Source organism: Gilliamella sp. CG16 (genome assembly GCF_046635785.1).
Classification (GTDB): Bacteria; Pseudomonadota; Gammaproteobacteria; order Enterobacterales; family Orbaceae; genus Gilliamella; species Gilliamella apicola_I.
The window spans coordinates 174,953-200,075 of the sequence record NZ_JBIDFL010000004.1; the positions used below are offsets into that span (position 1 = coordinate 174,953).

The 25,123-nt window shown below is 35.6% G+C and carries 18 protein-coding genes; 5 read left to right on the forward strand and 13 right to left on the reverse strand.

The genetic code is table 11. The annotated features are described in order from the left end of the window. Window positions 1–10 precede the first annotated feature (10 nt). Together ACGH47_RS06305 and guaA are read right to left on the reverse strand one after the other, a co-directional pair. A complete protein-coding gene (locus ACGH47_RS06305; protein WP_411623004.1) occupies window positions 11–2,290 on the reverse strand; it encodes an AAA family ATPase in 2,280 nt (759 codons plus the stop codon). Between the two features lie 323 nt (window positions 2,291–2,613). Continuing rightward, entirely contained in the window at window positions 2,614–4,197 is a 1,584-nt protein-coding gene (gene guaA, locus ACGH47_RS06310) for a glutamine-hydrolyzing GMP synthase (RefSeq protein ID WP_411623005.1), read from the reverse strand. 318 nt (window positions 4,198–4,515) lie between these two features. Between guaA and ACGH47_RS06315 the strand changes: the two genes are divergently transcribed. After that, on the forward strand, window positions 4,516–4,947 hold the full coding sequence (locus ACGH47_RS06315; protein ID WP_267351888.1) for a hypothetical protein: 432 nt from the start codon (window positions 4,516–4,518) through the stop codon (window positions 4,945–4,947). A 3-nt stretch (window positions 4,948–4,950) separates the two neighbouring features. Then, window positions 4,951–5,415: a MarR family winged helix-turn-helix transcriptional regulator gene (locus ACGH47_RS06320; protein WP_411623006.1), complete on the forward strand. Its 465-nt coding sequence runs from the start codon at window positions 4,951–4,953 to the stop codon at window positions 5,413–5,415. A 244-nt stretch (window positions 5,416–5,659) separates the two neighbouring features. Here ACGH47_RS06320 and ACGH47_RS06325 read toward each other — a convergent pair whose 3' ends face one another. The 4 genes from ACGH47_RS06325 to ACGH47_RS06340 all read right to left on the reverse strand — a co-directional run bounded on the left by ACGH47_RS06325 (window position 5,660) and on the right by ACGH47_RS06340 (window position 13,422). Further along, a complete protein-coding gene (locus ACGH47_RS06325) occupies window positions 5,660–8,968 on the reverse strand; it encodes an autotransporter outer membrane beta-barrel domain-containing protein (protein WP_411623007.1) in 3,309 nt (1,102 codons plus the stop codon). Between the two features lie 127 nt (window positions 8,969–9,095). Continuing rightward, window positions 9,096–9,572 (reverse strand): toxin-activating lysine-acyltransferase, encoded by a 477-nt coding sequence (locus ACGH47_RS06330; protein ID WP_267380102.1) that lies wholly within the window; start codon window positions 9,570–9,572, stop codon window positions 9,096–9,098. A 424-nt stretch (window positions 9,573–9,996) separates the two neighbouring features. Next, entirely contained in the window at window positions 9,997–12,147 is a 2,151-nt protein-coding gene (pta, locus tag ACGH47_RS06335; protein WP_267380101.1) for a phosphate acetyltransferase, read from the reverse strand. A gap of 69 nt (window positions 12,148–12,216) precedes the next feature. After that, window positions 12,217–13,422: an acetate kinase gene (locus ACGH47_RS06340; RefSeq protein ID WP_220217085.1), complete on the reverse strand. Its 1,206-nt coding sequence runs from the start codon at window positions 13,420–13,422 to the stop codon at window positions 12,217–12,219. A 193-nt stretch (window positions 13,423–13,615) separates the two neighbouring features. Between ACGH47_RS06340 and yfbV the strand changes: the two genes are divergently transcribed. The 3 genes from yfbV (at window position 13,616) to cysK (ending at window position 15,797) form a co-directional block, all read left to right on the forward strand. Next, window positions 13,616–14,071, forward strand: a complete 456-nt coding sequence (gene yfbV / locus ACGH47_RS06345) for a terminus macrodomain insulation protein YfbV (protein WP_267351883.1) — start codon at window positions 13,616–13,618, stop codon at window positions 14,069–14,071. An 11-nt stretch (window positions 14,072–14,082) separates the two neighbouring features. Further along, on the forward strand, window positions 14,083–14,595 hold the full coding sequence (priC, locus tag ACGH47_RS06350) for a primosomal replication protein PriC (protein ID WP_411623008.1): 513 nt from the start codon (window positions 14,083–14,085) through the stop codon (window positions 14,593–14,595). 236 nt (window positions 14,596–14,831) lie between these two features. Further along, window positions 14,832–15,797: a cysteine synthase A gene (gene cysK, locus ACGH47_RS06355; RefSeq protein WP_411623009.1), complete on the forward strand. Its 966-nt coding sequence runs from the start codon at window positions 14,832–14,834 to the stop codon at window positions 15,795–15,797. Between the two features lie 84 nt (window positions 15,798–15,881). On the opposite strand, the gene ruvB is transcribed toward cysK, so the two are convergent. The 7 genes from ruvB to recQ all read right to left on the reverse strand — a co-directional run bounded on the left by ruvB (window position 15,882) and on the right by recQ (window position 25,096). Continuing rightward, the gene (gene ruvB, locus ACGH47_RS06360) at window positions 15,882–16,883 is read right to left on the reverse strand and encodes a Holliday junction branch migration DNA helicase RuvB (RefSeq protein ID WP_267351879.1); all 1,002 of its coding nucleotides are present in this window, start codon (window positions 16,881–16,883) and stop codon (window positions 15,882–15,884) included. A gap of 13 nt (window positions 16,884–16,896) precedes the next feature. Beyond that, the gene (ruvA, locus tag ACGH47_RS06365; RefSeq protein WP_065558172.1) at window positions 16,897–17,505 is read right to left on the reverse strand and encodes a Holliday junction branch migration protein RuvA; all 609 of its coding nucleotides are present in this window, start codon (window positions 17,503–17,505) and stop codon (window positions 16,897–16,899) included. A 264-nt stretch (window positions 17,506–17,769) separates the two neighbouring features. Then, complete coding sequence (locus tag ACGH47_RS06370) at window positions 17,770–18,108, reverse strand: YbaB/EbfC family nucleoid-associated protein (protein WP_411599705.1); 339 nt, start codon at window positions 18,106–18,108, stop codon at window positions 17,770–17,772. Window positions 18,109–18,141: 33 nt separating this feature from the next. Next, a complete protein-coding gene (dnaX, locus tag ACGH47_RS06375) occupies window positions 18,142–20,274 on the reverse strand; it encodes a DNA polymerase III subunit gamma/tau (RefSeq protein ID WP_411623010.1) in 2,133 nt (710 codons plus the stop codon). Window positions 20,275–20,604: 330 nt separating this feature from the next. Further along, window positions 20,605–21,783, reverse strand: coding sequence for a M20 family metallopeptidase (locus ACGH47_RS06380; RefSeq protein WP_411623011.1), 1,179 nt, complete (start codon window positions 21,781–21,783; stop codon window positions 20,605–20,607). A gap of 141 nt (window positions 21,784–21,924) precedes the next feature. After that, a complete protein-coding gene (locus tag ACGH47_RS06385; protein ID WP_411590792.1) occupies window positions 21,925–23,151 on the reverse strand; it encodes a hypothetical protein in 1,227 nt (408 codons plus the stop codon). A gap of 115 nt (window positions 23,152–23,266) precedes the next feature. Next, a complete protein-coding gene (recQ, locus tag ACGH47_RS06390; protein WP_411597391.1) occupies window positions 23,267–25,096 on the reverse strand; it encodes a DNA helicase RecQ in 1,830 nt (609 codons plus the stop codon). Window positions 25,097–25,123: the final 27 nt, after the last annotated feature.

The following is a 25,123-nucleotide window of genomic DNA, read 5'->3' on the forward strand; positions in this document are numbered from 1 at the left end:
TCTCTGAATTTCAATTTCTCTTTTTAAGCTTGTTATCAAGCCAATTTAGCCCTAGTTTTATATATTTAGGTGGAGAAAGTGTATAATTTGTGTCACAAATAAAAAGTAATTCTAAAGCAAGTTCTGCTTTATTAATTCCGCTTTTATCTGGAACTAATTTATCATCAGGGTTTAATCTGGTATAAAATACTTTCATTAATGTAATAAGATCATTACTTTCTTTATAATCCTCAACAACCTTTTTTAATTGGCTTTTTTCTTGGGTTGGTAAGAAGTCCATTTTTTCTGGTAATTTAGAAATGAACTTTAAATTATCTATGAGCAACGCATCTTCAAATGTTCTTGGAATTGTTTTCCCTTTGAATTTTTTAATCGATTTACCATTTAAACATGAAAAATCAACATTTATTTCTTGTGGAAAAGCGAAATACACTTCAGATGAGGTTGTTGATATTTTTTTAGTCCGTTCTATTTCAGTTAAGTTAACTAATAAATCAATTGTTTTTTCCCCTTCTTGATCACCAAATAGCCAAGCATTAATCACTGGATTTGAGGATATTTGTTTCATATTTTTTTGTGGTTGCGCTTTTTGCACTTTTTTCCCTTTTTCATTAACAGAATCTAAATCTGTAATAATTAATGTATCAATGCTAAGAGCTTTTATGAGTGGACGAAAAATATGGACATAACTGCCTTCAATATCAATATAGGAAATATAACGGCGGTGCAGTTCTGAAAAATGATCTTTAATGAATTGTGGAATTAGTAGTTTTTCAGCCTTTCCTTCCAACATGATCAATGCATCTGCGAAAAATATATCACAGTGATGAAGTTTCAAATAACGAGCGGCAAAGCGCCTACTTGTATCTTGCGAATTAAAAAAATTGGAAAGATTTATAACTCGTGTTAATGGTATCTTGGTATCATTAGAGATAAATCGGTCAAAATAACGTAAACAAGCAAAGTCTACCTCATATACGATATGTGAAGAATGAGTCGTTACAAGCATTTGTGAACACAAAGATTTATCTAGATGTTGATAAAGTTCTTCTATTTTACTATCTTTAATATTTTTATAACGTGTTAATAAATTATACGAGTTGTTTATAAATACTTGTTGAGCCTGTACATGTAAATGTGCTTCAGGTTCCTCAATAATAACAAAATGTAAGCGTTTGATACGTTCCGCTTGCGCTTTTGATTTTCCAATTCCCAGCCACTCATCACGATGTTTAATAAGCTTAACTGTCATCGCAATAATATTTTGATACCCTAGCCCTAAATAATTTTCAGGAAGTGAGAGATCATTGATTTTATAATTTAAAGCAGATGAATGATTAAGATAACTACTAAGTATTCCTATCTTAGTTTTGATCTCAATATCTGGGTCTGCAATATTCGGATAACCTAGCGATTTCATTTCTTCAAATAAAGGGGTTAAAGATGTGTGTAACATTTGATTAAAATGTTTTTGTGATTCTTGTGTCGCTTCTATTGCCTTAAAATCTTTATCATCAGTTGGTGATTCTTCTGGATTTAGTATAGTATCGTAATATTGCCTGATTTGGGCTGCTGGCTTTTCTATATCATTTACTTTGTCAGATTCATCCGATACTTCACGCTGGGCAGGAATAAAATCAAATTTTATCAAATCATGTATATTAAATCCCTGAACAATGAAATCAGATTTTTTTCTGACCTCTTTGCTTTGATTATCTACATCTAAAAGGTAAGTGTTTATTGTAAAAAATGAATTTATTTTATTGGATAAGAAGTCGACCAAATCAGAAGGCCAAAGCGTAACGTTTTTATCTTGCGCTTCGATAGCTTTTAGTCTTTTTTCAACAAACTCTTTTCTTAGGTCTTCAACAGAATTTGCCTCATAGCATAAACGGACACCTAATATACCAGCTTGCCAATCTAAGCTAGGAATAATTTTAATTACATGATGAATTTCATTTATTGGGACATCAATTAATATATCTAAAGAAGGAAAATAGCTCATAAATTCCTGGTAACTCGTCTGTATATTTTCATCTGATATATCTTTTTTGTGATATCCCAACCATGTATCACCAATCCGATTAATTTCTTTATGATTGATTAATGTAATATCATTCATTTTTATTTGTTTTCTACCATTTTTGGATAAAAAACATTTTAGAGCATGAGATGCAGAAGTTTTACCACTATTATTAGCTCCAACGAAAACAGTTTTTTCTTCTGCAATATCTATTTTTACATTGAGTAATCGTCTAAAGTTGGTTATGTTGAATGATATAATTTTCATTGTTTTGATTCTTTGTAATCCTTTGAGTTAACATAATATAATTATATTTATCAATGGTAAAGATCAATTATCAAATGAAAACAGATGACAATATACTTAACTTGAATTCTCTTTATTTTCTAAACATTCCATAAGCATCTCTTAAAATCCTCATTCAAAATCCAAATTAATTTTTTAAGCCATATTTTTAAGTTATGTTCAATGCTTCTTCATCCTTAGAAGTAAATAACACCTCATTACTATTTAAGAATAAAAAGCCAGTGACAAAATAGATATCACTGGCTTTTATAAATTTTAAAAGATGTAAATAAAAGTATCGGACTTTATTCCCACTCAATCGTCGCTGGCGGTTTACCGCTGATGTCATAGACAACGCGAGATATTCCGTTTACTTCATTAATGATCCGATTTGATACTCGTCCTAAGAAGTCATATGGCAGATGTGCCCAGTGAGCGGTCATAAAGTCGATAGTCTCAACTGCACGTAACGAGACAACCCAGTCGTATTTACGCCCATCCCCCATTACGCCGACTGAACGTACCGGTAAAAATACGGTGAAAGCTTGGCTGACTTTGTGGTATAGGTCGGCTTTATACAGTTCTTCGATAAAGATCGCATCAGCTTGACGGAGTAAGTCACAATACTCTTTTTTCACTTCGCCAAGTACTCGAACGCCTAAACCCGGTCCAGGGAATGGATGACGATATAACATGTCATATGGTAAACCTAACTCTAACCCAACTTTACGTACTTCATCTTTAAAAAGTTCTCGTAGTGGTTCCACTAACCCCATTTTCATCTCTTCTGGCAAACCACCGACATTATGATGCGATTTAATCACATGTGCTTTACCGGTATCAGCTGCCGCAGATTCGATCACATCAGGATAAATAGTACCTTGTGCTAACCATTTCACATCTTTGAGTTTTGCCGCTTCTTCATCAAACACAGCGACAAATTCACGCCCTATAATCTTGCGTTTAGCTTCGGGATCGGCCTCCCCTTTTAGGGCTGCTAAAAAGCGGTCTTCGGCATTCACGGCTATAATATTTAACCCAAATTTATTGCCGAACATGTCCATAACTTGTTGCGCTTCGTTCAAACGTAATAAACCATGATCGACAAAAACACAGGTCAGCTGATCACCAATGGCTTGATGGAGTAATAATGCCGTAACAGAAGAGTCAACGCCACCCGATAACCCTAGTAATACTTTATCTTTGCCGACTTTTTCTTTTATTCGGGTAATTGCATCGGTAATAATAGAAGATGGTGTCCATAGTTTTTCACAATGACAAATATCGATTACAAACCGTTGGAGCAATTCAAACCCTTTTATTGTATGAGTGACTTCGGGATGAAACTGAACGCCATAAAATTGCTTTTCATCATTAGCCATGATGGCAAATGGGCAGGTTTCTGTTCGACCAATGACCGTAAAACTATCCGGTAAAGTTGTGACTTTATCACCATGACTCATCCAGACATCAAGTTGATCTATACCATCGTTGTTAGTACTATCTAAAATGCCGTCAGTTAATATTGAGCGTCCGATAATGTCGACTTTAGCATAACCAAACTCACGTTGATTTGAACCGGTGACTTGTCCACCTTGACCAACTTGAATTGCCATAGTTTGCATACCATAACAGATACCTAAAACAGGCACACCTGCGTTAAAAACATATTCGGGGGCTCTTGGGCTATTTTGTGCTGTCGTACTTTCTGGACCACCCGATAAAATAATCCCTTTAGGATTGAATTGTTTAATTTTTTCTTCCGATACATCCCACGGCCAAAGCTCACAATAAACACCAATTTCACGAATCCGACGTGCAATTAATTGGGTAACTTGTGAACCAAAATCAAGAATTAAAATACGTTGCTGGTGGATGTCATTTTTCATCAAATTTGTTCCTAAACTATGGTCTATTACAAAATCAAGGTGGTATTGTATCATTTACCGACTAAATTGAACGGATTAAATAAAAAAACAATTGTAAATATTTTACCTTTGCAAGTTTCAATATATCCTGATACGGCATTTTATTTTGTTAATAAAACGACAATCCTTATATGAACTAGTCAGATCTTAATTATTTTCTTTTTGAATTAACTAACTGATTTTAATTATGAATATAATTTTTTTAATACAATAAAATTTCTTTACTTATTTAATAAGTATACTTATAATATGCAGACTTATCAAAACGAGGAAAAAACGATGAATACTATTTCAATTTCTTTTGTACTACCAACAAAGGCTACACCATCTAAAATATGGCCATACTATACTGATCTTAATTTCAGAAAATTATGGGAAACCGATCTTGAAGATTTTCGTATCACGGGCGAGTTAAAAACCGGTTCTAAAGGTATTTTTAAATTACAAAATATGCCAGAAATGGACGTGACGTTATCTAAAATAATTAATGAACAAGAATTTACCGAACAATTTGATATGCCTGACATAGGTTTACTCTATTTTTCACATCAAATTATTGAATTATCGCATAATCAATATGCATTAAAATCTGAAATTTCATTAAAACCGGATCCGAAAATGGATACTCATGCATCTTATAATTTTATTAAACAGATTTCGGATGATATTATTGATAAAACATACAAATTAAATAGTTTAGTTGAAGGGTAAGTTATGGCAAAGGACAATAAGTTTTTGACGCAATTCCAATCTGATTCAGAATCTGTTGGTTTTCTTTTTATGAAAACTTATTCGTCCTGGCATACAAATATAAAAAATTGTTTAAAAAAACAGTCTATCACACATCCCCAATTTATTGTGCTAGCGACCCTAGCTTATTTATCTCAATATCCTGATGAGATAACACAAGTTATTCTATCCCATAAAACGAATATTGATGTCATGACTATTTCTCAAATATTAGAGAATTTAGAGAAAAAAGATTACATTAAACGCACTTGTTCAATCAAAGATAGTCGTGCAAAATCAATTGTATTAACACAAAAAGGGCTTGATAAGGCAAATGAAACCGTTCCTTTAGTTGAACAAATGGATCAAGAATTTTTTTCAATATTAAAAGAGGATAAAAAGCACTTTATGACGATGCTTTTAACGCTCTTAAAAAACCGAACTGATTGAAGAATAGCTTGAGTTAAAAATTTAAGTATTTGCTGTTATTAGCTATTCATTATGATTATTGAGTTATCTTGCTGCAAACTTAGTTGATTAATAAGTCTAAAAAAATCAATATTTTTTATTATATAACTTACTATTATGTTAGATAAAAAATATACGTAATGCCAAACAAGCCATTACGTATAAGATGAGTGTAACATAGATAACACTTTGAAACTAAATCATAATTTACTTTATTAATTGACACTTACCATTTATGTTCAATACCGATATTTCCTCGATAACCTTGCCGTTTGGTATTTCCAAAATCGTGTTCGTAGCGAGCATCGCCATAAAGATAAGTCTTTTCAAATAAAGGCGTTTTTAACCCAACGCCCAATTCTCCCCATGTGCGAGCATAATTTTCACGCAGTTTATCTCTACCTATGGTAACTTGGCTTGGCTTGATAAAGTCATGCAGAATATTACCAATTGCATAGAATGTGGTATGTTGCTCAACTGTTGCTTGGTTATTATTACCCAAACGAATACCGATTCTACCCCGTAATAGATCCTGATTATTTTGATCAACACGACGATATTTATCTTTAAAACTATCTAAATCAACATATTGGTACACTAATTGAACTTGAGGCTCAACTATCCAATAGTCTTTATCAAGATCATTCTGATTTATTTTAAAGGTGTGCCCAGCTTCGGCCGAAATGGCAAATGCCCACCCATTTTGAGTATGTGGATTATTACCATTACGAGCTTCATATTTATTACGTAAATAGGAAAACTGTCCAACTAAATCTAAATAGTTATTCTCTACTGAAAAATAAGTATTGGTTAATCCCAAGCTCAATGATTCTGATTTGCCTTTTCCTGTTCGTTTATTATGGTCAATTATCCCATGTACAGCTCGATATTTATCGGAAAAGTCGGTATGCGCTTTGCTATAGGTTAAATAGATACCTGTATAATTATGACTTCCATCATCACTTACATTATTCAGCAAATCATGACCAAATTGGAATCCATATATATCGCTCTCTAAATTTAATCGATCTTTACCATCTTGTTTTATGTGTTTGCCTAAAATCCTACCCCAAGTTTCACTTAAAAACTCTTCACAAGTATTACAATTTGCTAAATCAAAATTGGTGTATTCTCCCCGACGTTCATGTAAAGAACCAATACTTAAAAATCCTTGTTCCTGATTGACTCTCGCCATAGCAACATATCCTGCTACCGGACTGGCAAAAATGGGTTTAGGTTTAATTGTCGGCGTCGGCGTCGGTGGCGTCGGTGGCGTCGGTGGCGTCGGTGGCGTCGGTGGCTCTGGCGTCGGCGGTTCTGGCGTCGGCGGTTCTGGCGTCGGCGGTGGTGGTGGTGGCGGCGGCGGTGGCGGCGGCGGCGGTGGTGGTGTCGTACCTGCTTGCATAGTCCAGAAATATTCGTCACCATCAGCGGTTTGACGTTTTGCTAGTTGAATTTCAGTCGCGCCGTTTGTGTGCGCTTCACCATGAAAATTAAGTTCATTTTTACTTTGTCCTACATAAATCACGGGAACAGTATTTATCACTGCGTCAATTTGGCTTATATTACCATCAATCACGTTTTCTGTGCCATTCGCATCTATCGGTATCACTTTAGTCCAACCAGATGCAGTACCTGTGATTTTTAACACATCAGATTGTGAATTCATCGCATAAGTATCGCTGGCATTATTCCACGATGTGTTCAATCTTATTTGAGCATCATTAGATCCGGTATAGTTACCATCGATAGTTAATATATCATTATATTTTTGATGAGAGGAATTATCTAAATTAATAATGCCTGAATTGCTATAAACATCAGCTTGTACGATAAAATCATTACCACCATCATCATTATAAGCTGCATTGATTGTTCCACCAGATTCAATTAGAATCGTATTTAATTTTGATATATTATCATTACCTTTTTTTTGCAAATTCCAACGAAAGTCATTAGCTAAATCTAACCAAACTCCTGGTTCTTTATTTATATCAAGAATTTGACCCTCCTTCTCTTTTACTTGCCCTTTGGAAATTAACCCAGTCATACTTCCTTTACCATAAGCATAAAAGCTGACAGAGGAAACTTCATAGTCATCATGTCCTTGTTCAACACCGTTAGCATCATACGTATTAGAAAAAAATTGATAATTAGGTGCAGTGTAATTACCGCTGACGTTGAGAATATAGCCGTCTTGATTAGCATGGAGATCGGTTTCATCACCCATAATTGTAAAATTAACATTTTGTTGACCTTGATCAACAAAAATTAAATCTTTGCGTGCAACAGAACCTTCAATTACGGGATCAGCACTTGTTCCTGTTGTGGTAAATATTGCATTATTTAAACTGATACTCATATTGTGTGATGCAGCTTGTTCAAATTGTCCACTTGAAGTCGCATCATCATGGGTACCAATTTCCAATGCATAACCATTGGTTTTAATGATCGTTTTACTATTATCAAAATTTGCTGTTAATGAAGAATTCCTAACCATTTTGATACCACTACCATTTAAAGCGTTAGTGGTATCAATAGTCAACTCCCCATGTGATTCTAAAATACCTGGCCCCTCACCTGTATTACGGGTTTTACCCAGTTTAATCCCCACACTATCCCAGTTTAACCTTGAGCTATCATTACCTTTATTAATGATGATAGTGTTTTTCTCTCCTTTCAAAATTACTTTTGGGGTTAACTGACCGTTTCGGCCTTTATTTTCTGCAACCCCATGATTGGTTGGATTGCCCGAAACATAAATACCGATTGAGCGATTTCCCGTTAATGTCATATCTAAATTATCATTGATAATAACTTGTCCTGCAGAACCATCGCCTGAATTATCATAGGCTCCTTGAATTGCTCGAATACCGTTATTTAAAATTGGCTGGGTTTTGCCCCCCTTTGCTGTTTGATTAATTTTCAAACTATCCACTGTGATGGTACTGTATTTACCATTATACGTATCTCTCTCACCGGCATTAACTGACGAACCAGCTAATAAACCATAAGAAGCAACCGTACCACTTGAATTGCCACCACGCGTATAGTTATCATTGATATTTAATTCCACATTTTTTGCAGTCAGATTAACATTGTGATAAGTGGCAAGACCTAGCATGTTACCGTTGTTATTCAATGTAAAATTTAAATTACCTGCATTAATTGATCCGCCCGACACGCCATAGGTATATTGATTAGCCAGACCAGTGTAATCACCGTTTACATTGGCGGTAAGCGTTGTATCACCGACATTGAGTTGTTCATGTAATCGGCTTCGAGTGAGAATATAAAAACTGGCATTACCCGATTGGTTAACGGTCGCTGGGTTAATATTATTACAGCTTGGGCTATTTTGACCGACCAAATAAGAGCCATCGGCACTGGCGGTACAGTCTAAAGCAAACGAAGAAGCAGAGGTAACTAAAACACATAATGTTATCATTGCTTTACTTGCTCGTCGTACTAATTCAGAACACACTATAGTAGTACCCGTGATAACATTAAATTTCGTTTGATAAATTTGGTTCATATTAATTTCCTTCAAATTAACGATAAAAAATAAGTACGACACAAATTACTATCGAGAATGACAACGATTTAATTAAGAACCATCTGAAACTATAGAGAAAAAACAGATTTAAACTGCATATTAATGATTAGCACTGAACTTTTTTAACGACTGTTTCTGTTTTTGACTTGTGATAGCCAAAAAAGCAAAGATTATTTTTTAGGACTTTTTTTCCTAACGATTTGGTTAGTAACACTTCATGCAGTCCAAATGGGCAAAAAAAAGATAATATCCACAAGCGTGTAGATTCCATTGGCTGATTGCATTGAACAAAATTGATATAAGGTTTTTTTTTGTTTAAATAGAGTTGCTCTTGTTCTCGGTTGAGATAAGCCCAATTTAAATAACCTAGCGGTTGGTTGTTGTGAATAAATAGAGCAAAATTTTTAGACTGAATGATAGGTAACAAAACGCTTAAAGCGGAGTTTAATTCCGCTTTTTTGTATTCAGGGTTTCGATTCCATAACCAGATCATAGCCCCTAATACCTCAGCTTCATTCCATGAGGTGTCATGATATAAACTCGGTGCAATAATTCTAATCAAGTCTTGCTCAAGACTTTTCATATAGCTTTACCTTTGTTAACATTTACATACAATTGTATTACATAAAAGATAAAAATTCATCAATTTATTTTTTATAAAAAAATAATTAAGATTGATAATCAATTCAAGGCATTAATTAATTTTTAATCAGTTATGAGATGAAGAGTGAATTGAAATTTTTTTGTTAAAACAGTATGAATTATCTTAGAATTGTTTTTATATTTTATTCTTGTGTCTCTACTCCCCTTTATATTGTAAAATTTAATTTAAAAAAACTGAGTATTGACTCTTATTATAGTCAATTAAAACACTTTTTTTGATCAATCAAATAACATTAATGAAATAGCGTTAATGGAGTCGATAAAAAAGCGTGTGGTAAAAATCAATGCATATAAAAAAAGGTGATGTTACTCACCTCTTTTTATATTGAAATAACCGATATAAATTAGTTAGTTGCATTTTGTTCTTGCGCTGATTGGATCGCCGTTAATGCAATGGTATAAACAATATCATCCACTAATGCACCACGAGACAAGTCATTAACTGGTTTACGCATACCTTGAAGCATAGGACCAATTGAAACAAGATCAGCAGAACGTTGTACGGCTTTATAAGTCGTGTTACCCGTATTAAGATCTGGGAAGATAAATACGGTTGCTTTACCTGCAACTTGAGAATTAGGTGCTTTCGATTTAGCCACATCAGGCATGACAGCAGCATCATACTGTAAAGGCCCGTCGATCATGAGATCTGGACGTTTTTCTTGAGCAATTCGGGTTGCTTCTTTCACTTTTTCAACATCAGCACCTTGACCTGAACTACCGGTTGAATAAGAGATCATTGCAACTCTTGGTTCAATACCAAAGGCAATAGCAGTATCAGCAGATTGAATCGCAATTTCAGCCAGTTCTTGCGCATTCGGATCTGGATTAATTGCACAGTCACCGTAAATGTATACTTGGTCAGGCATTAACATAAAGAATACTGAGGAAACTAAAGAACTACCCGGTGCCGTTTTAATTAATTGCAATGGTGGGCGAATTGTATTTGCCGTGGTATGCACTGCACCAGACACTAAACCGTCAACTTCGTTTGCTTCAAGCATCATGGTTCCAAGCACAACGTTATCAGCCAATTGTTCTCGCGCAATCACTTCGGTCATGCCTTTGTTTTTACGTAACTCAACTAAACGCGGTACATATTTTTCACGAATATTTTCAGGATCGACGATTTCAACGCCTTCACCCAATGTCACTCCTTGTGAAGCAGCAACTTTACGCACATCATCTGGATTACCAATTAACACACATTTTGCAATTCCACGCTCTGCACAAATAGCGGCTGCTTTAACTGTTCTTGGTTCATCACCTTCAGGTAATACCACCACTTTTTTCGCATTCCGTGCAAGTTCAGTTAATTGATAACGGAATGCAGGAGGAGATAAGCGACGAACAGAATTCACTACTTGGTTTAGCGACTTGATCCAATTGCTATCAATATGGTCAGCAACAAAGTTTTGCGTGTTTTCCATGCGCTCTTTATCATCAACAGGAATTTCTAAATTAAACTGTTGTAAACAGATTGAAGTTTGGAATGTATTGGTTTTTACCGTAAATACCGGTAAACCTGTATCAAATGCAGGTTGACATAATTTATAGATTTTTTCATCTATATCATAACCACCTGTTAATAATACCCCTCCAATTGCCACACCATTCATTGCGGCTAAACTGATTGCAACTAAAACATCAACACGGTCAGCTGATGTGACAAGTAATGCATTTGGTTGTAAATGATTAACAATATTTGGCACACTGCGAGAACAAAATGAGATGTGTTTTATACGGCGGTTTTTGATCTCACCTTCATTAATGATTTTTGCATCAAAATGTTTGGCAATATCAATTGCACGACATGCACTTAAATCCATATTCCAAGGAATGCAGCCAAGTACCGGTAAAGGACTGTGCGCATTTAAATCGTCGATTGTGATTTTTTTATCATCAAATTTTGGTGTATGATAAATTTCTGCCACATCTGGACGTGCAAGGCTTTGTTCTTCAACGGGGGCATTCACTTTATTGACAATAACACCTACGATTTTTTCATTTTTAATACCGCCAAAATTAGAACGTGCAATTTCGATTCGTTCTTTTAATTGTTCTGGAGTATCTTTACCCATATTAACAACAAAAATAATCTCAGCACCTAATGTTTTAGCAATATTATTATTTAGTTCGTTAGCAAAAGGATAATCACTGGTAGGCACAATCCCTTCAACTAAAACAACATCGGCCCCTTTGGTATTTTCAGCATAAAGCGCGACAATTTCTTCCATTAACACATCTTGTTGATTTAAACCTAATAGATTTTCAACATGGCTCATTTTTAGTGGTTTTAATGCTGGTATAGATGTGTTGCTGCTTACTAAAGTGGTGGTGTTATCAGGCGCATCCCCACCTGCTCTTGGTTGAGCAACAGGTTTGAATACATTTAAGTTAATTCCTTGACGCTCCATTGCTCGAATAACACCAAGACTCACACCTGTTAACCCGACGTTTGTTCCGGTTGGGATTAGCATAATAGTACGAGACATAATCAATTTCCTCTTAATTCTTTATTAAATATAAAAACAAACCGCCATAAAGGCGGTTTTATTTGTCTTTTAAGCAGTTAGACGCGCAGCATCTTGAGCAATGACGAGTTCTTCATTTGTAGGAATAACCATTGCAATTGCTGAACCATCTTTAGTGATTGTGCCACCTTTACCAAAACGTGCAGCTAAATTGCGTTCTTGGTCAAGTTCAAATCCTAAAATTGATAATTTTTGAAGCGCCATACGACGAACTTCTTCCGCATTTTCACCGATACCACCTGTAAAGATAATCGCATCTAAACGACCATCTAATAACATTGCATATCCACCTATGTATTTGACTAAACGATGAACAAATACATCTAGGGCATTTTTCGCATTTTCATCAGTGTCATAGTGATCTGTCACATAACGGCAATCGCTACTTACACCAGTTAAACCTAATAAACCTGATTTTTTATTTAACAAGTTATTGATATCAGCAACAGACATTTTTAAGTTGTCGTGTAAGAAGAACATAATTGCAGGGTCGATATCGCCACTGCGAGTTCCCATGACTAAACCTTCTAATGGAGTTAGCCCCATTGAGGTTTCAACACATTTACCATTTTTAACTGCTGTGATTGACGCACCGTTACCTAAGTGACAAGTGATCACATTGGTTTGATCAACTGGTTTATTTAATAATTTTGCCGCTTCACGGCTAACATAGTAATGACTTGTACCATGAGCACCGTAACGGCGAACACCATGTTTAGTATATAATTCGTTAGGAATTGCATATAAATATGCTTCTTTCGGCATAGTTGTATGGAATGCCGTATCAAATACAGCCACATTTTTATTTTTTAAATGAGGAAATGCAGCAAATGCTTCACGAATACCGATTAAATGCGCTGGATTATGTAATGGTGCAAATGCTGATGCTTCTTCAATTCCTTTTAGAACAGAATCATCAATTACAACTGATTGCGTGTATTTTTCGCCACCGTGAACGATTCGATGCCCAATAGATTTAATACTATCTAATAATTCTGGTTTTTGTGGGAAGATGCTATTAACAATAAATTTAATTGCTTCGCTATGTGCAGCTCCTGCGCCTAAAGATGCTTCGTTTTTACTTCCATCAAGTTTCCACTTAATGCGTGCATCAGGAAGATTAAAACATTCAGCTAACCCAGATAAAAATTCATCGCCATTTTCAGGATTGATAATAGCAAATTTTAAAGATGAGCTTCCGCAATTTAGAACAAGAACATTGTTACTTGACGACATAGTAATTCCTATAAATTGAATAAAAAGATATATACCAATCAAAATTGGTAACTCTACACATGATTTAATAATCGATGTGAATATACAAGGTGACTTCTGATATTCTGCATTTTAAGATAAAATAAAGAAAGCCCCTAATTGGATGGCACTATTTTAAGACAATAATAGGTGAATGTCGAGGAATCACAAATTTATGAATTTAGTTAAGGCATTTAAGACTGGTCAACGATATATGGAACTTTGTCCAAAAGATAAAGCACTTTCGTATTCATTTCCCGAATTAAAAATCATAAACCACATAAAAACCGCGAAGAAGTATTTACCCCCAATAATTATTGCGTTAGCTGTTTGGCAATATTATATGCCAGCACAATTAGCGGTGACGATTATCGCAATCTTGTTTGCGTTAAGTTTACCTGTTCAGGGTATCTATTGGTTAGGCAAGCGTTCACAATCTCCGTTACCACTCAATTTAGTCGATTGCTATAATCATATTCAATCAAAACTAATTGAAAAAAAAATTTTGGTAGAAAATAAAGAAACGAACGAAAAATTAACCTTCGAATCATTTATGAAGCTGATAACTTTATCAAAAAAGCATTTTGGCAATTACTTTGCTCAAGATGATAGTTCAGAAACTCATTATTAAGATCAAAATAAATGCAGAAACGGCTGGTATCACTAAAAAAACAAATTGATATACTTGAACAACAAGTCAATATATCTGAACAACAAAATTATCAAGAACACTATTTTGATGAACACTTATTTAATACCACCAAAATCAATACGGATAACGCTTTTTATTTAGAAAAAATCAAACAAACTTTTCAAGCTTTAGTCAATAATGTGATGAATCAAAAAGATGAACAAATTGTCTATTTGTCTGAAATGTTAGTTAATCAAATCACCGCCCTCACCCGTGAATTAGCGACGCATCAACTTCGTAAAAAAGAAGAATCTAAACTTTCATTTCAAGAAACACTCTCTGAAAAACATTGTCGCCATTTAGATTATTTGCGTCGATTGCAAGAAATGAAATATGAGTTATTACTTTCTGCTGAGTCAATCGATCCAATCAAGATTGCAACACTGGATAATCGTATTTATCGGTGTGAACAAGCGATCAAAAACATTGAACAGGAATTAGATACGGAAAGCGGTATTTATTAAAAAAATGCCAAAGCACACGGAATGAATATTGTTGACTTCGATGAACTTTTTAAATAATCGCTAAATCAGCGTCTAGATTTATTGCATTACTCCTTTGATCAAAGATATAGCTAAAATGCATAATGTTATAATGAATAATTAGTATCATCTTTTTGAGTTCTATTTATAATATTAGCTATGATTAGCGATAATGTTCCAATGCTATCCGTTTCTAATATTTTAATAAGGATTTATTCATGGGTAAGATATTTGATGATAATTCTCAAACTATTGGTTATACACCTCTTGTTCGTTTAAAGCATTTTGGTCATGGTAATATTTTAGCTAAAGTGGAGTCACGCAATCCCAGTTTTAGTGTTAAATGTCGTATAGCTTCAAATATGATTTGGGATGCGGAGAAGCGTGGTTTATTAACGCCGGATGTTGAATTGATTGAACCCACCAGCGGTAACACAGGTATCGCATTAGCAGCTGTTGCCGCAGCGCGTGGTTATAAATTAACGTTAACCATGCCTGAAAGCATGAGCATTGAGCGACGAAAATTGTTGAAAGCATTAGGTGCAAATTTAGTTTTAACAGAAGCGTCAAAAGGAATGAAAGGCGCCATTGAAAAGGCTGAGGAAATGGTAGCAAGTAATCCCAAACGTAATATTATGCTACAACAATTTAGCAATCCAGCCAATCCCGAAATTCATGAAAAAACAACCGGGCCTGAAATTTGGCTTGATACTGATGGAAAGATAGATATTTTTGTCGCAGGGGTAGGAACAGGCGGAACATTCACAGGCGTAACACGTTACATTAAAAATACCCAAGGTCGAAATATTACGGCGGTTGCGGTCGAACCAAGCCAGTCACCTGTAATCACTCAAGCACTTGCTGGCGAACCGCTTAAACCAAGGCCACATAAAATTCAAGGTATTGGAGCGGGTTTTATTCCGGCTAATTTGGATTTGAGTTTAATTGATTTAGTGGAAAAAGTATCGAATGAAGAAGCGATCGAAACTGCGCGCATTTTAATGGAAAAGGAGGGAATTTTGGCGGGAATCTCTTCAGGAGCAGCAGTTTTTGCCGCTGATAGATTGGCTAACTTACCGGAGAATAGCAATAAAACCATTGTGGTAATATTACCTTCATCGGGTGAACGTTATTTAAGTACTGACTTATTTAGCGGGATTTTTACCGATAAAGAATTAGGATGACTTAAAATAAAAGATACCGTCAATTGACGGTATTTAATCCACTTAATTTAGAGATCTATTAATAATTTAAACTGATTAAAATCGTTATTCGTGAATAATGCCAAAATGCCGATAAGCATGCGGTGTTGCAATTCTGCCCCTTGGTGTTCTTTGAATATAACCTTGTTGAATTAAAAAAGGCTCAAGCACATCTTCAATCGTTTCTCGCTCTTCGCCAATTGCAGCAGCAATATTATCTAAACCAACCGGACCACCCATAAATTTTTCAATAATAGCTAGCAGTAATTTACGATCCATATAATCAAAGCCTTCATTATCGACATCGAGCATATCGAGTGCTTGGGTTGCTATTTTTTCATCGATAATACCTTTTGATTTTACATCAGCATAATCTCTAACCCGACGTAATAAACGGTTAGCTATTCGAGGGGTCCCCCGTGAACGTTTGGCAATTAAATGAGCCCCTTCACAGGATAAATCCATACCCAAAAATTTGGCACTTCGACTAACGATATATTCCAGATCTTCGACACGATAAAATTCAAGGCGTTGTACGATTCCAAAGCGATCACGTAATGGCGATGTTAACGAACCAGCTCTTGTTGTCGCACCAATAAGGGTAAAAGGCGGAAGATCAATTTTTATTGAACGTGCAGCAGGGCCTTCACCAATCATAATGTCTAGTTGATAATCTTCCATTGCCGGATATAAGATTTCTTCAACGACTGGCGATAATCGATGAATTTCATCGATAAAAAGGACATCATTAGGCTCTAAATTAGTTAACATGGCAGCAAGATCACCCGCTTTTTCTAAAACTGGGCCAGAGGTAGTGCGCAAATTAACACTCATCTCATTAGCAACAATATTTGCTAAGGTTGTTTTACCCAGCCCAGGAGGGCCAAAAATAAGAACATGATCGAGTGCATCACTACGCTGTTTTGCAGCTTGAATAAAAATTTTCATTTGCTCACGTACATGAGGTTGCCCGATATATTCATCCAGATACTTGGGACGAATTGCACGATCTAGAGACTCTTCTTCTTTTTGAGCTTGTGGAGCTATTAAACGATCCGCTTCAATCATAATGCTTACCTTTTTATAACGCTGATTTTAATGCTTCACGTATAAGCGTTTCACAATCCATTTCAGGCTTGATAACTTTACTGATTATACGGCTGGCCTCTTGTGGCTTATAGCCTAAAGCAATAAGGGCGGAAACAGCTTCACTTTCAATTTGATTTGAGGATTTTTTGATATTGCCAGTTTCAACAATGGTCATTGAGTCAGATAATTCTTCACCAAAGCGTTTAACACGATCTTTCATTTCCACGATTAATCGTTCTGCCGTTTTAGTCCCCACGCCCGGTAATTTAACCAGCGTTTTGATTTCACCTTGTTCAACCGCCACGATAAATTGTTGAGCCGACATTCCTGATAATATTGCCAATGCTAATTTTGGTCCAACGCCATTCACTTTGATCAATTCACGAAACAATTCGCGTTCTTGTTCATGATTAAATCCATATAATAATTGGGCATCTTCACGAACAATCAAATGTGTTAAAACGATAACTTCTTGACCATTGTTGGGTAATTCATAAAAACAGGTCATGGGCATAAAAACATTGTAACCGACACCGCCCACATCAATAAGCACTTTGGGTGGCTGTTTTTCTATAATGATTCCGCGTAAACGACCTATCACAATTAATCCTTAATATTGAGTGTTATCAAATTTATCAATGACATTTAACAATGAAAAAAGAATAATTACCCAATCAAATACAGTATTAATGAGTAAAGTGTATGTTGTCATTGATATCGAGTGTATAAACTATTGTTGTTTAGTTTACCTGATGAAATTGAAATAATAAAGAAAAACTGTATAAATAGACAGGCAATAAAAGGAAAAATTTTGCCGACCAATTCGGCAAAATAGTGAGTAGAAACAGATGATAATTTGCTTAAATTAAAAAGGCATTTTGAAACCTGGTGGTAATTGCATTCCACCTGTAACTTGAGCCATACGCTCTTTTTGAGCTTCATCTAATCGGCGAGTTGCATCATTAAAAGCTGCTGCAATAAGATCTTCTAACATCTCTTTGTCATCTTCATTCAATAATGACGGATCTAATTCAACTCGTTTACAGTTATGAGCGCCATTAATGGTGACTTTAACAATTCCTGCACCCGACTCTCCTGTTACTTCTAATTTGGCGATTTCTTCTTGCGCTTGCTGCATTTTTGCTTGCATTTGCTGGGCTTGTTTCATTAAATTACCCAAACCGCCTTTTCCACCTGAAAACATAATTATTCCTCGTTAAATATATTTAGTCCATAATTATACAGGACGAATACTTGTTTCATCAATCTTGGCTTCAAAATATTGGCAGATCATTGCCACTTTTGGATCTTGATTAATTGTCACTTTAGCTTGCGCAAGTTTTTGTTGATAAAGATCTTCACGCATTTCCAAAGGTGTTTTTATCGTTTGATTATCATCAATAATAACGTTAATTTTTAACGGTTTTTGTCGATAATTCGACATTGCTTTTTCTAATTTTGAAATATTTGCTGATGCATTAATGAGATGTTTTACCGCTGATCGCAAATGTAAAACGATATTTTCATCATCTATTTGTTCAATAGAGCAATTTATCGCAATTTGCTTAATTAAAGGCGCAATATCGAGTTGCTCAATTTCGGCACACCATGCGTCTTTTTGTGCCATTTCATCAATTAATTTTTTCATCATTTCGGGCGTTTTATCACCATTTAATGATTCGCGAAAACTTTTCGTATCAATGATTAATTCATCTTTGGTTTCAATCAGCCCACACGCCTGCCATTGATAATTTTCTGCGGTAATTTGCTCTTCATCCTTATCGGGCTTATTTAAGTTATTTTCATTTGACTCTACGTGTGAACGTTTGTCTGTGCCATGCGCTAATGATGCATTGATACTCGCCTGAATTGGTTGATTTTTTTCAACCAGTTCAGACTTTTTTTTATTTTGTTCCTCTTGTATTAATTGCATCCGCATTTCTAAAATACTTTTCGTCATTGAAGAGACATCATCTGGGATCGGCATATCGTGTTTAGCCGGTTGTTGCTGATTATTTTGAGAGTGTTTTATATCAGATTGTGCGTTACTCTCAATACGTGATGTCTTTTCTAACTCATCTTGTTGAAAATTGTGCACTGATTGTGGTGAGCCAGATGCTGATTTTTGATGATTATCAGTCACGGGCGATACATGACTCATCGAGTCAGATGTGGCGTTTGATATGTCACTCTTATTAGCTGATGCTTGAATAGGTAAAGGCTTTGATGGCTGCGGTGCCTGAACCGTTGGCTTTGTATTTGACACTAACGTATTGTTATCATTAGTTTTGGGTTGAAATGCTAATGCTCTTAGAAAGCTCATTTCAACACCTATTTTTTTATCGGGTGAATAGGCTAATTCTTTTCGCCCCATTAATAATATTTGATAAAATAACTGAATATCATTTGGCGCAATGTATTGTGCTAAAAAGCGTATTCGTTCTTCATTATCGGTATAATCACCCAATGCTGTTGGTACAATTTGTAATAAAGCGATTTGATGCAAAAGCGTAATGGTTTCAGCCAATAAGTTATCCCAATCCACGCCTTGTGTTGCAGCTGCTTCAATCTGTTGCATCAAAGCATTGCCATCATTTTGATAAAGTGCCTCAACCAATAAAAAAGGAATTGTTTTATCCAGTGTCCCTAACATAACACTGACTGATTGCGCATCAACAACGCCATTACCTAAGGCAATAGCCTGATCGGTTAAACTTAAGGCATCTCGCATACTACCATTAGCCGCTTTGGCTAATAACTGAATCGCCTTCGGTTCAGATTCAATTTTTTCAAGTTGTAAAATGTGAGAAAGCTGTTCCGATATAAGCGAAGTATCAAGCACATTTAAATGTAAATGTAGACAGCGTGATAAAATGGTAATCGGTAACTTTTGTGGATCGGTTGTTGCCAACAGAAATTTGACATGTTCTGGTGGTTCTTCTAATGTTTTTAGCAGGGCATTAAAACTGCTGCGAGATAACATGTGCACTTCGTCAATTAAATAGACTTTAAAGCGCCCTTTAGTTGGCAAGTATTGAATGTTATCTAATATTTCACGTGTATCTTCAACTTTAGTTCGTGAAGCGGCATCAATTTCTAAAAGATCGACAAATCTGCCTTGCTCAATATCACGACAATTATCACATACCCCACAAGGCGTGGCAGTAATCCCTGTTTCGCAGTTTAAGCCTTTAGCAAGTAAGCGAGCAATGGAGGTTTTTCCAACACCACGCGTGCCTGAAAATAGATAAGCATGATGAACCCGACCTAGCGAAAGTGCATTTGATAGAATTTTGAGGACATGCTGTTGCCCTACGACTTCAGTAAATGATTTTGGTCGCCATTTGCGTGCCAGAACTTGATAACTCATATTCACCATTGCGTATAACTAATCAATTTGGCATCAATAATATCATAAAGCGTAAAATTAGTCTTTAAGATGACAGTAAACAATTTACAATACTTTATTGAATGAGAATCCAGTCAATTTTTATTATTGACGTTTATTTTGATGAATGCTTTTAATAAATAGATTATTAATAAGAAATGAATAATAAGAATAAATTGAATTTGTTGTGGTTAGTTATTCAGAAATATGGGCGTGTTTACTAATACAGATTCATTGTAGTTGAAAATTTGAATCCAGAGTAGATAAATCTCAACCATTATTTCGATTCCATAATGGTTGGATTATTCATATTTATTGTTGATTCAAATATGACCAAGCATATTGTGCGTAAAATTCTGCGCCCATAATCATGCCGTCTTCATCAACATTAAAACAACCATGGTGATGTGGCCACTGTGTATCTTTTTCAGGATTACCCGAACCCACTAATGCAAATGCACCAGGAATGTTTTCAGTATAAAAACTGAAGTCTTCACCGCCAGTTGTTGGTGGCTCGAAATAAAGGGCTTGTTCACCAAACGATTCAACAATGACTTTTTGTGCTAATAGCGCAGATTGTTCATCATTAATGACGGGTAACGTGCCATAAATGTATTCTACTTCAGCCGTTGCACGATACATTGCAGCAACTTGATTGGCATAACGGCGAATAGCATCTTCAATTTTATTTCGCACTTCAACACTAAAACAGCGAACTGTACCTTCTAAAACCGCATTTTCCGCTATAACATTGAAACGAGTGCCGACATCCATTTTTCCTATGGTGACCACCGCAGGGGTAAGCGGAGACACTTCACGTGAGACAATCGATTGTATGTTCATCACAAATGAAGATGCCACCATGACAGCATCAACCGTGTCGTGAGGCATCGAGCCATGCCCGCCCTTTCCTTTGAATCGGACAGTGAGCAAATCGGCAGAAGCAAAACTTGAACCTACCACACAGGATACTTTTCCGACAGGCGTTTGTGACCAGATATGCATACCAAAGGCTGTATCCACATCATTTAATACACCTTGTTTTATCATGCCTTTTGCACCTTGTGCGATTTCTTCAGCAGGCTGAAAAACCAATCTCACATTACCTTTTAGTTGATCACGTATTGCATAAAGCGCTTTTGCCGCACTCAGTAGCATGGCTGCATGCGTGTCATGTCCGCAAGCATGCATTTTACCGTCTATGGTTGATTTGTAATCAATATTGTCGTTTAACTCTTGCACCGGTAACGCATCGATATCAGCTCTCAATAAAATTCTTTTACCTGGTTTTCCGCCTTGGATATCGGCAATAATACCGGTTGGCTCAGTACGACGATAAGGGATGCCAATTTTATTAAGCTGCTCTGCAATTTTATCTGTCGTTCTGAACTCTTCCCACGGTAATTCTGGGTGACGATGCAAATCACGGCGAAAAGCGACCATTTCTTTTATATTTTGTTGTACTATCTTTTTAATATCTTGATTTATCATTTTACTACCTTTGTTCTTGTTATTTAGTCCATCAAAATTAATGCGTTTGATATTGAAAACATATTAAGAAGATAGTTAGAAAAACTGTTCTTAAATCTTGTTATCCGATTAGTTGTCATCAAACTTGTAGACATTTATCATTTACTGTATTGCAGGTGCGACTATCATATTGACCATAAAACCTGCTAAAACAACCGACACTATAGTGACTGAAATAAATCCACCAATCAACATAGGCGGTAACATATGACGAGTAAGTACCTCTTTTTCTTTTTCATTTTTGGTCAAATTATTAATCACTTCATTGGTAATAATATAATCAGCAGGAAACCCATAGAGTGCTGTTAGTGCTATCGAAAACGCCATTTCTCGACTAACGTTTAGCATTTTTCCGGCAATAAGCGAAAAGATAAACATACCAAGTACCGCCGCTAATATAAAGACAACCAAAGGCGTAATTAATCTTACTAGCATGTCAGGTGTAGCTTGACTTAATGTGTCAAAAATAAACAGCATAAGCCCCATGACCGCTAAACCAAAACCACCCGCCTTTTTTAAAGGATGACGTTCAAGAAAACCACACGATGCGGCAATTACACCGAATAATAGACAAAGTACAAATGGACTTATACTGATAATAGGATCCAATACTTTCGCCACGTAATAAGCAAAAAAGCCAATAATTGCAATTCGTAAAAAAATAAAATAGGTTGTGTTATACCGTGCTGAAAACATCGCAAACATTTTTGGCATTGGATGTTCATCATTAGATTCGGTTTCTTCCTTATTCGATGTAGGCTTAGGATCATTTAAAGCATTCCATGTACCGTCATGATACTGTTTAAGCACTCTGCGCCCTTCACGTTTAAGCATGATTGAAGTGAGAGGATAACCAATAAAACCTTGCATGACATAAATAATAATGGCAAACACAGCAAGATCTTGTAAACCGGCTTTCGTTGCACCGCCAGCCATTATAATCGCGGAAACAATCCCCCCAACTAAAGGCGGAATCGCAACAATAACTGTGTTGTAGTCAAAAAATAAGTATCCAACGATCACAACCACAATGATGATTCCAACAATACCTGACAGTGAAATAACGATAGTTTTCCATTGACGCAGTAACTCTTTAACTGAAAGCAAAGTTCCCATGTTAACGACTAACAGATACATAAACATGACAGCAACAACTTTAGGTATTCCTGCTCGAGCGACAATATCTTTTGGGAAAAAAGTGAAGTAACCTGCTAAGAAAAGCACGGCACAAACAAAAACTGACGGCACCCATGCTTTGGTTCGTGTAGATACGATATCGCCTAAAAAAAGAATTAGTAGCAATAATACTAATGCAAGCATTTGAGACATATCATTCATTGTTGACATAAAAAGCTCCATTTTATTGGTTGTTAATTATTTAACTTTTCCTGTTGGATCATACAAATAATTATTATGCTAAGTTTATTTTTAAATAGTTTTAATATTATATATTGTTAATCATGTATTCTTTAATTTTATCAAGAAAAAGATTGCCATATTTTTCTAATTTAATTTTACCAACACCAGTAATATTGAGTAATTGTTGTTTGCTTTCAGGCATCGTTTGTACCATTTCGAGTAAGGTTGCATCACTAAAAATAATATAGGGTGGAACATCTTCACTATCGGCAATGTCTTTACGTAATTTTTTAAGATAACCAAATAAAATACGCTCTTCATAAGATAAGATAGTGGTTAAATTTATTGCTCTTGCATAACGATTTAAACGACTTTTCTTCACAATTTCAAGTCGTGGTTTAGCCAAGGATAATGCAATTTCACCTTTCAATATTTGGCGTGCACGCTCTGTTAATTGTAGGGTATTATACGCAGCAATATTTTGTATTAGATAGCCATGATAAATTAATTGCCTTATCACATGAAGCCAATAATCAATGGAGTGTTCTTTTCCAATACCATAAACAGATAAACGATCATGTCCGTTTTCTTTTATCTTCGATCGGTTTGATCCTCGTAAAACCTCTGCAATATATTGCGCACCATAGCGCTGCTCAACACGATATATACAAGATAATACTTTTTGCGCATCAACTAAACCATCATAATGTTCAGGAGGATAAAGGCATATATCGCAGTTATTACAAGGTTCGTGTCGTTGTTCACCAAAATAGTTGAGTAAAACGATACGACGGCAAGTTAAACTTTGGGCAAATGATTGCATTGCATCGATTTTATGGAATTCAACATCTTTGTGTTGTCCTTCCATTTTTTCACTAATCTGTTGTCGGTACCAGCTCAGATCATTGGCATTAAACAGTAGCATAACTTCAGCCGGCACACCGTCACGCCCTGCTCGCCCGGTCTCTTGATAGTAAGCCTCGATACTGCGTGGACAATCGGCATGAACAACAAAACGAACATTTGGTTTATTGATGCCCATCCCAAAAGCAACGGTTGCAACAATGATTTGTATATCATCTTTTAAAAAAGCTTCTTGTGCTTGTTGGCGTTGTTGATTAGTCAGTCCAGCATGATAAGCTGCAACGGAAAATCCCCGTGCAGCAAGTCTGGTAGTCATATCTTCTACTTTTGAACGACTAGCGCAATAAATAATGCCGCTATTCCCTTTTTGGGTTTCAATGAATGAGACAATTTGGTCGGTTAAATTATATTTTTCGACAACAGTATAACGGATATTTGGACGATCAAAGCTACGAACGACAACTAAGGGATCCACTAAATTTAATTGGGTAATAATATCCGCTTGAGTCATTTTATCGGCAGTAGCCGTTAAAGCAACAATCGGCACACCAGGAAAACGTGCTGAAAGTTGTCCCAATTGCCGATAATCAGGTCTAAAATCATGCCCCCACTGTGAAATACAATGTGCTTCATCAATTGCGATTAAAGACGGTGGATTTTGTTCGATTAAACTTTGAAAATACGCTAATGCCAATCTTTCTGGTGAGATATATAAAAGCTTAATAGAATGATTAAGGTATTGTTCTATGACATTTTGCTGTTCGGATGACGATTGAGAACCATTTAGATAAGCAGCAGGAATACCATTTGCGGCTAATTGATCTACCTGATCTTTCATCAATGAAATTAAGGGTGAAATTACAATTGCCGTTTTGGGTAGGATTACAGCGGGGATTTGGTAACATAACGACTTTCCGCCACCAGTAGGAATAATAATTAAAGTGTCACGCCCATCGATAATCGATTCGATAATTTCTTTTTGTTGATTTCGGAAAGATTTATAACCAAAAACATTATGCAAAACTGTATCAATCTGATCTTTTATCGACATGCTAACCTAAAAATAAATCACTGCTGT

Coding starts and splice junctions, on each gene's coding strand:
- ACGH47_RS06380 (WP_411623011.1), bottom strand. CDS start 21,783: ATGATAAATCAAGATATTAAAAAGATAGTACAACAAAATATAAAAGAA.
- ruvB (WP_267351879.1), bottom strand. CDS start 16,883: ATGATTGAAGCGGATCGTTTAATAGCTCCACAAGCTCAAAAAGAAGAA.
- ACGH47_RS06315 (WP_267351888.1), top strand. CDS start 4,516: ATGAATACTATTTCAATTTCTTTTGTACTACCAACAAAGGCTACACCA.
- ACGH47_RS06320 (WP_411623006.1), top strand. CDS start 4,951: ATGGCAAAGGACAATAAGTTTTTGACGCAATTCCAATCTGATTCAGAA.
- cysK (WP_411623009.1), top strand. CDS start 14,832: ATGGGTAAGATATTTGATGATAATTCTCAAACTATTGGTTATACACCT.
- guaA (WP_411623005.1), bottom strand. CDS start 4,197: ATGAAAAATGACATCCACCAGCAACGTATTTTAATTCTTGATTTTGGT.
- priC (WP_411623008.1), top strand. CDS start 14,083: ATGCAGAAACGGCTGGTATCACTAAAAAAACAAATTGATATACTTGAA.
- dnaX (WP_411623010.1), bottom strand. CDS start 20,274: ATGAGTTATCAAGTTCTGGCACGCAAATGGCGACCAAAATCATTTACT.
- yfbV (WP_267351883.1), top strand. CDS start 13,616: ATGAATTTAGTTAAGGCATTTAAGACTGGTCAACGATATATGGAACTT.
- ACGH47_RS06305 (WP_411623004.1), bottom strand. CDS start 2,290: ATGAAAATTATATCATTCAACATAACCAACTTTAGACGATTACTCAAT.
- ACGH47_RS06385 (WP_411590792.1), bottom strand. CDS start 23,151: ATGTCTCAAATGCTTGCATTAGTATTATTGCTACTAATTCTTTTTTTA.
- ACGH47_RS06330 (WP_267380102.1), bottom strand. CDS start 9,572: ATGAAAAGTCTTGAGCAAGACTTGATTAGAATTATTGCACCGAGTTTA.
- ACGH47_RS06325 (WP_411623007.1), bottom strand. CDS start 8,968: ATGAACCAAATTTATCAAACGAAATTTAATGTTATCACGGGTACTACT.
- ACGH47_RS06340 (WP_220217085.1), bottom strand. CDS start 13,422: ATGTCGTCAAGTAACAATGTTCTTGTTCTAAATTGCGGAAGCTCATCT.
- pta (WP_267380101.1), bottom strand. CDS start 12,147: ATGTCTCGTACTATTATGCTAATCCCAACCGGAACAAACGTCGGGTTA.
- ACGH47_RS06370 (WP_411599705.1), bottom strand. CDS start 18,108: ATGTTTTCAGGTGGAAAAGGCGGTTTGGGTAATTTAATGAAACAAGCC.
- recQ (WP_411597391.1), bottom strand. CDS start 25,096: ATGTCGATAAAAGATCAGATTGATACAGTTTTGCATAATGTTTTTGGT.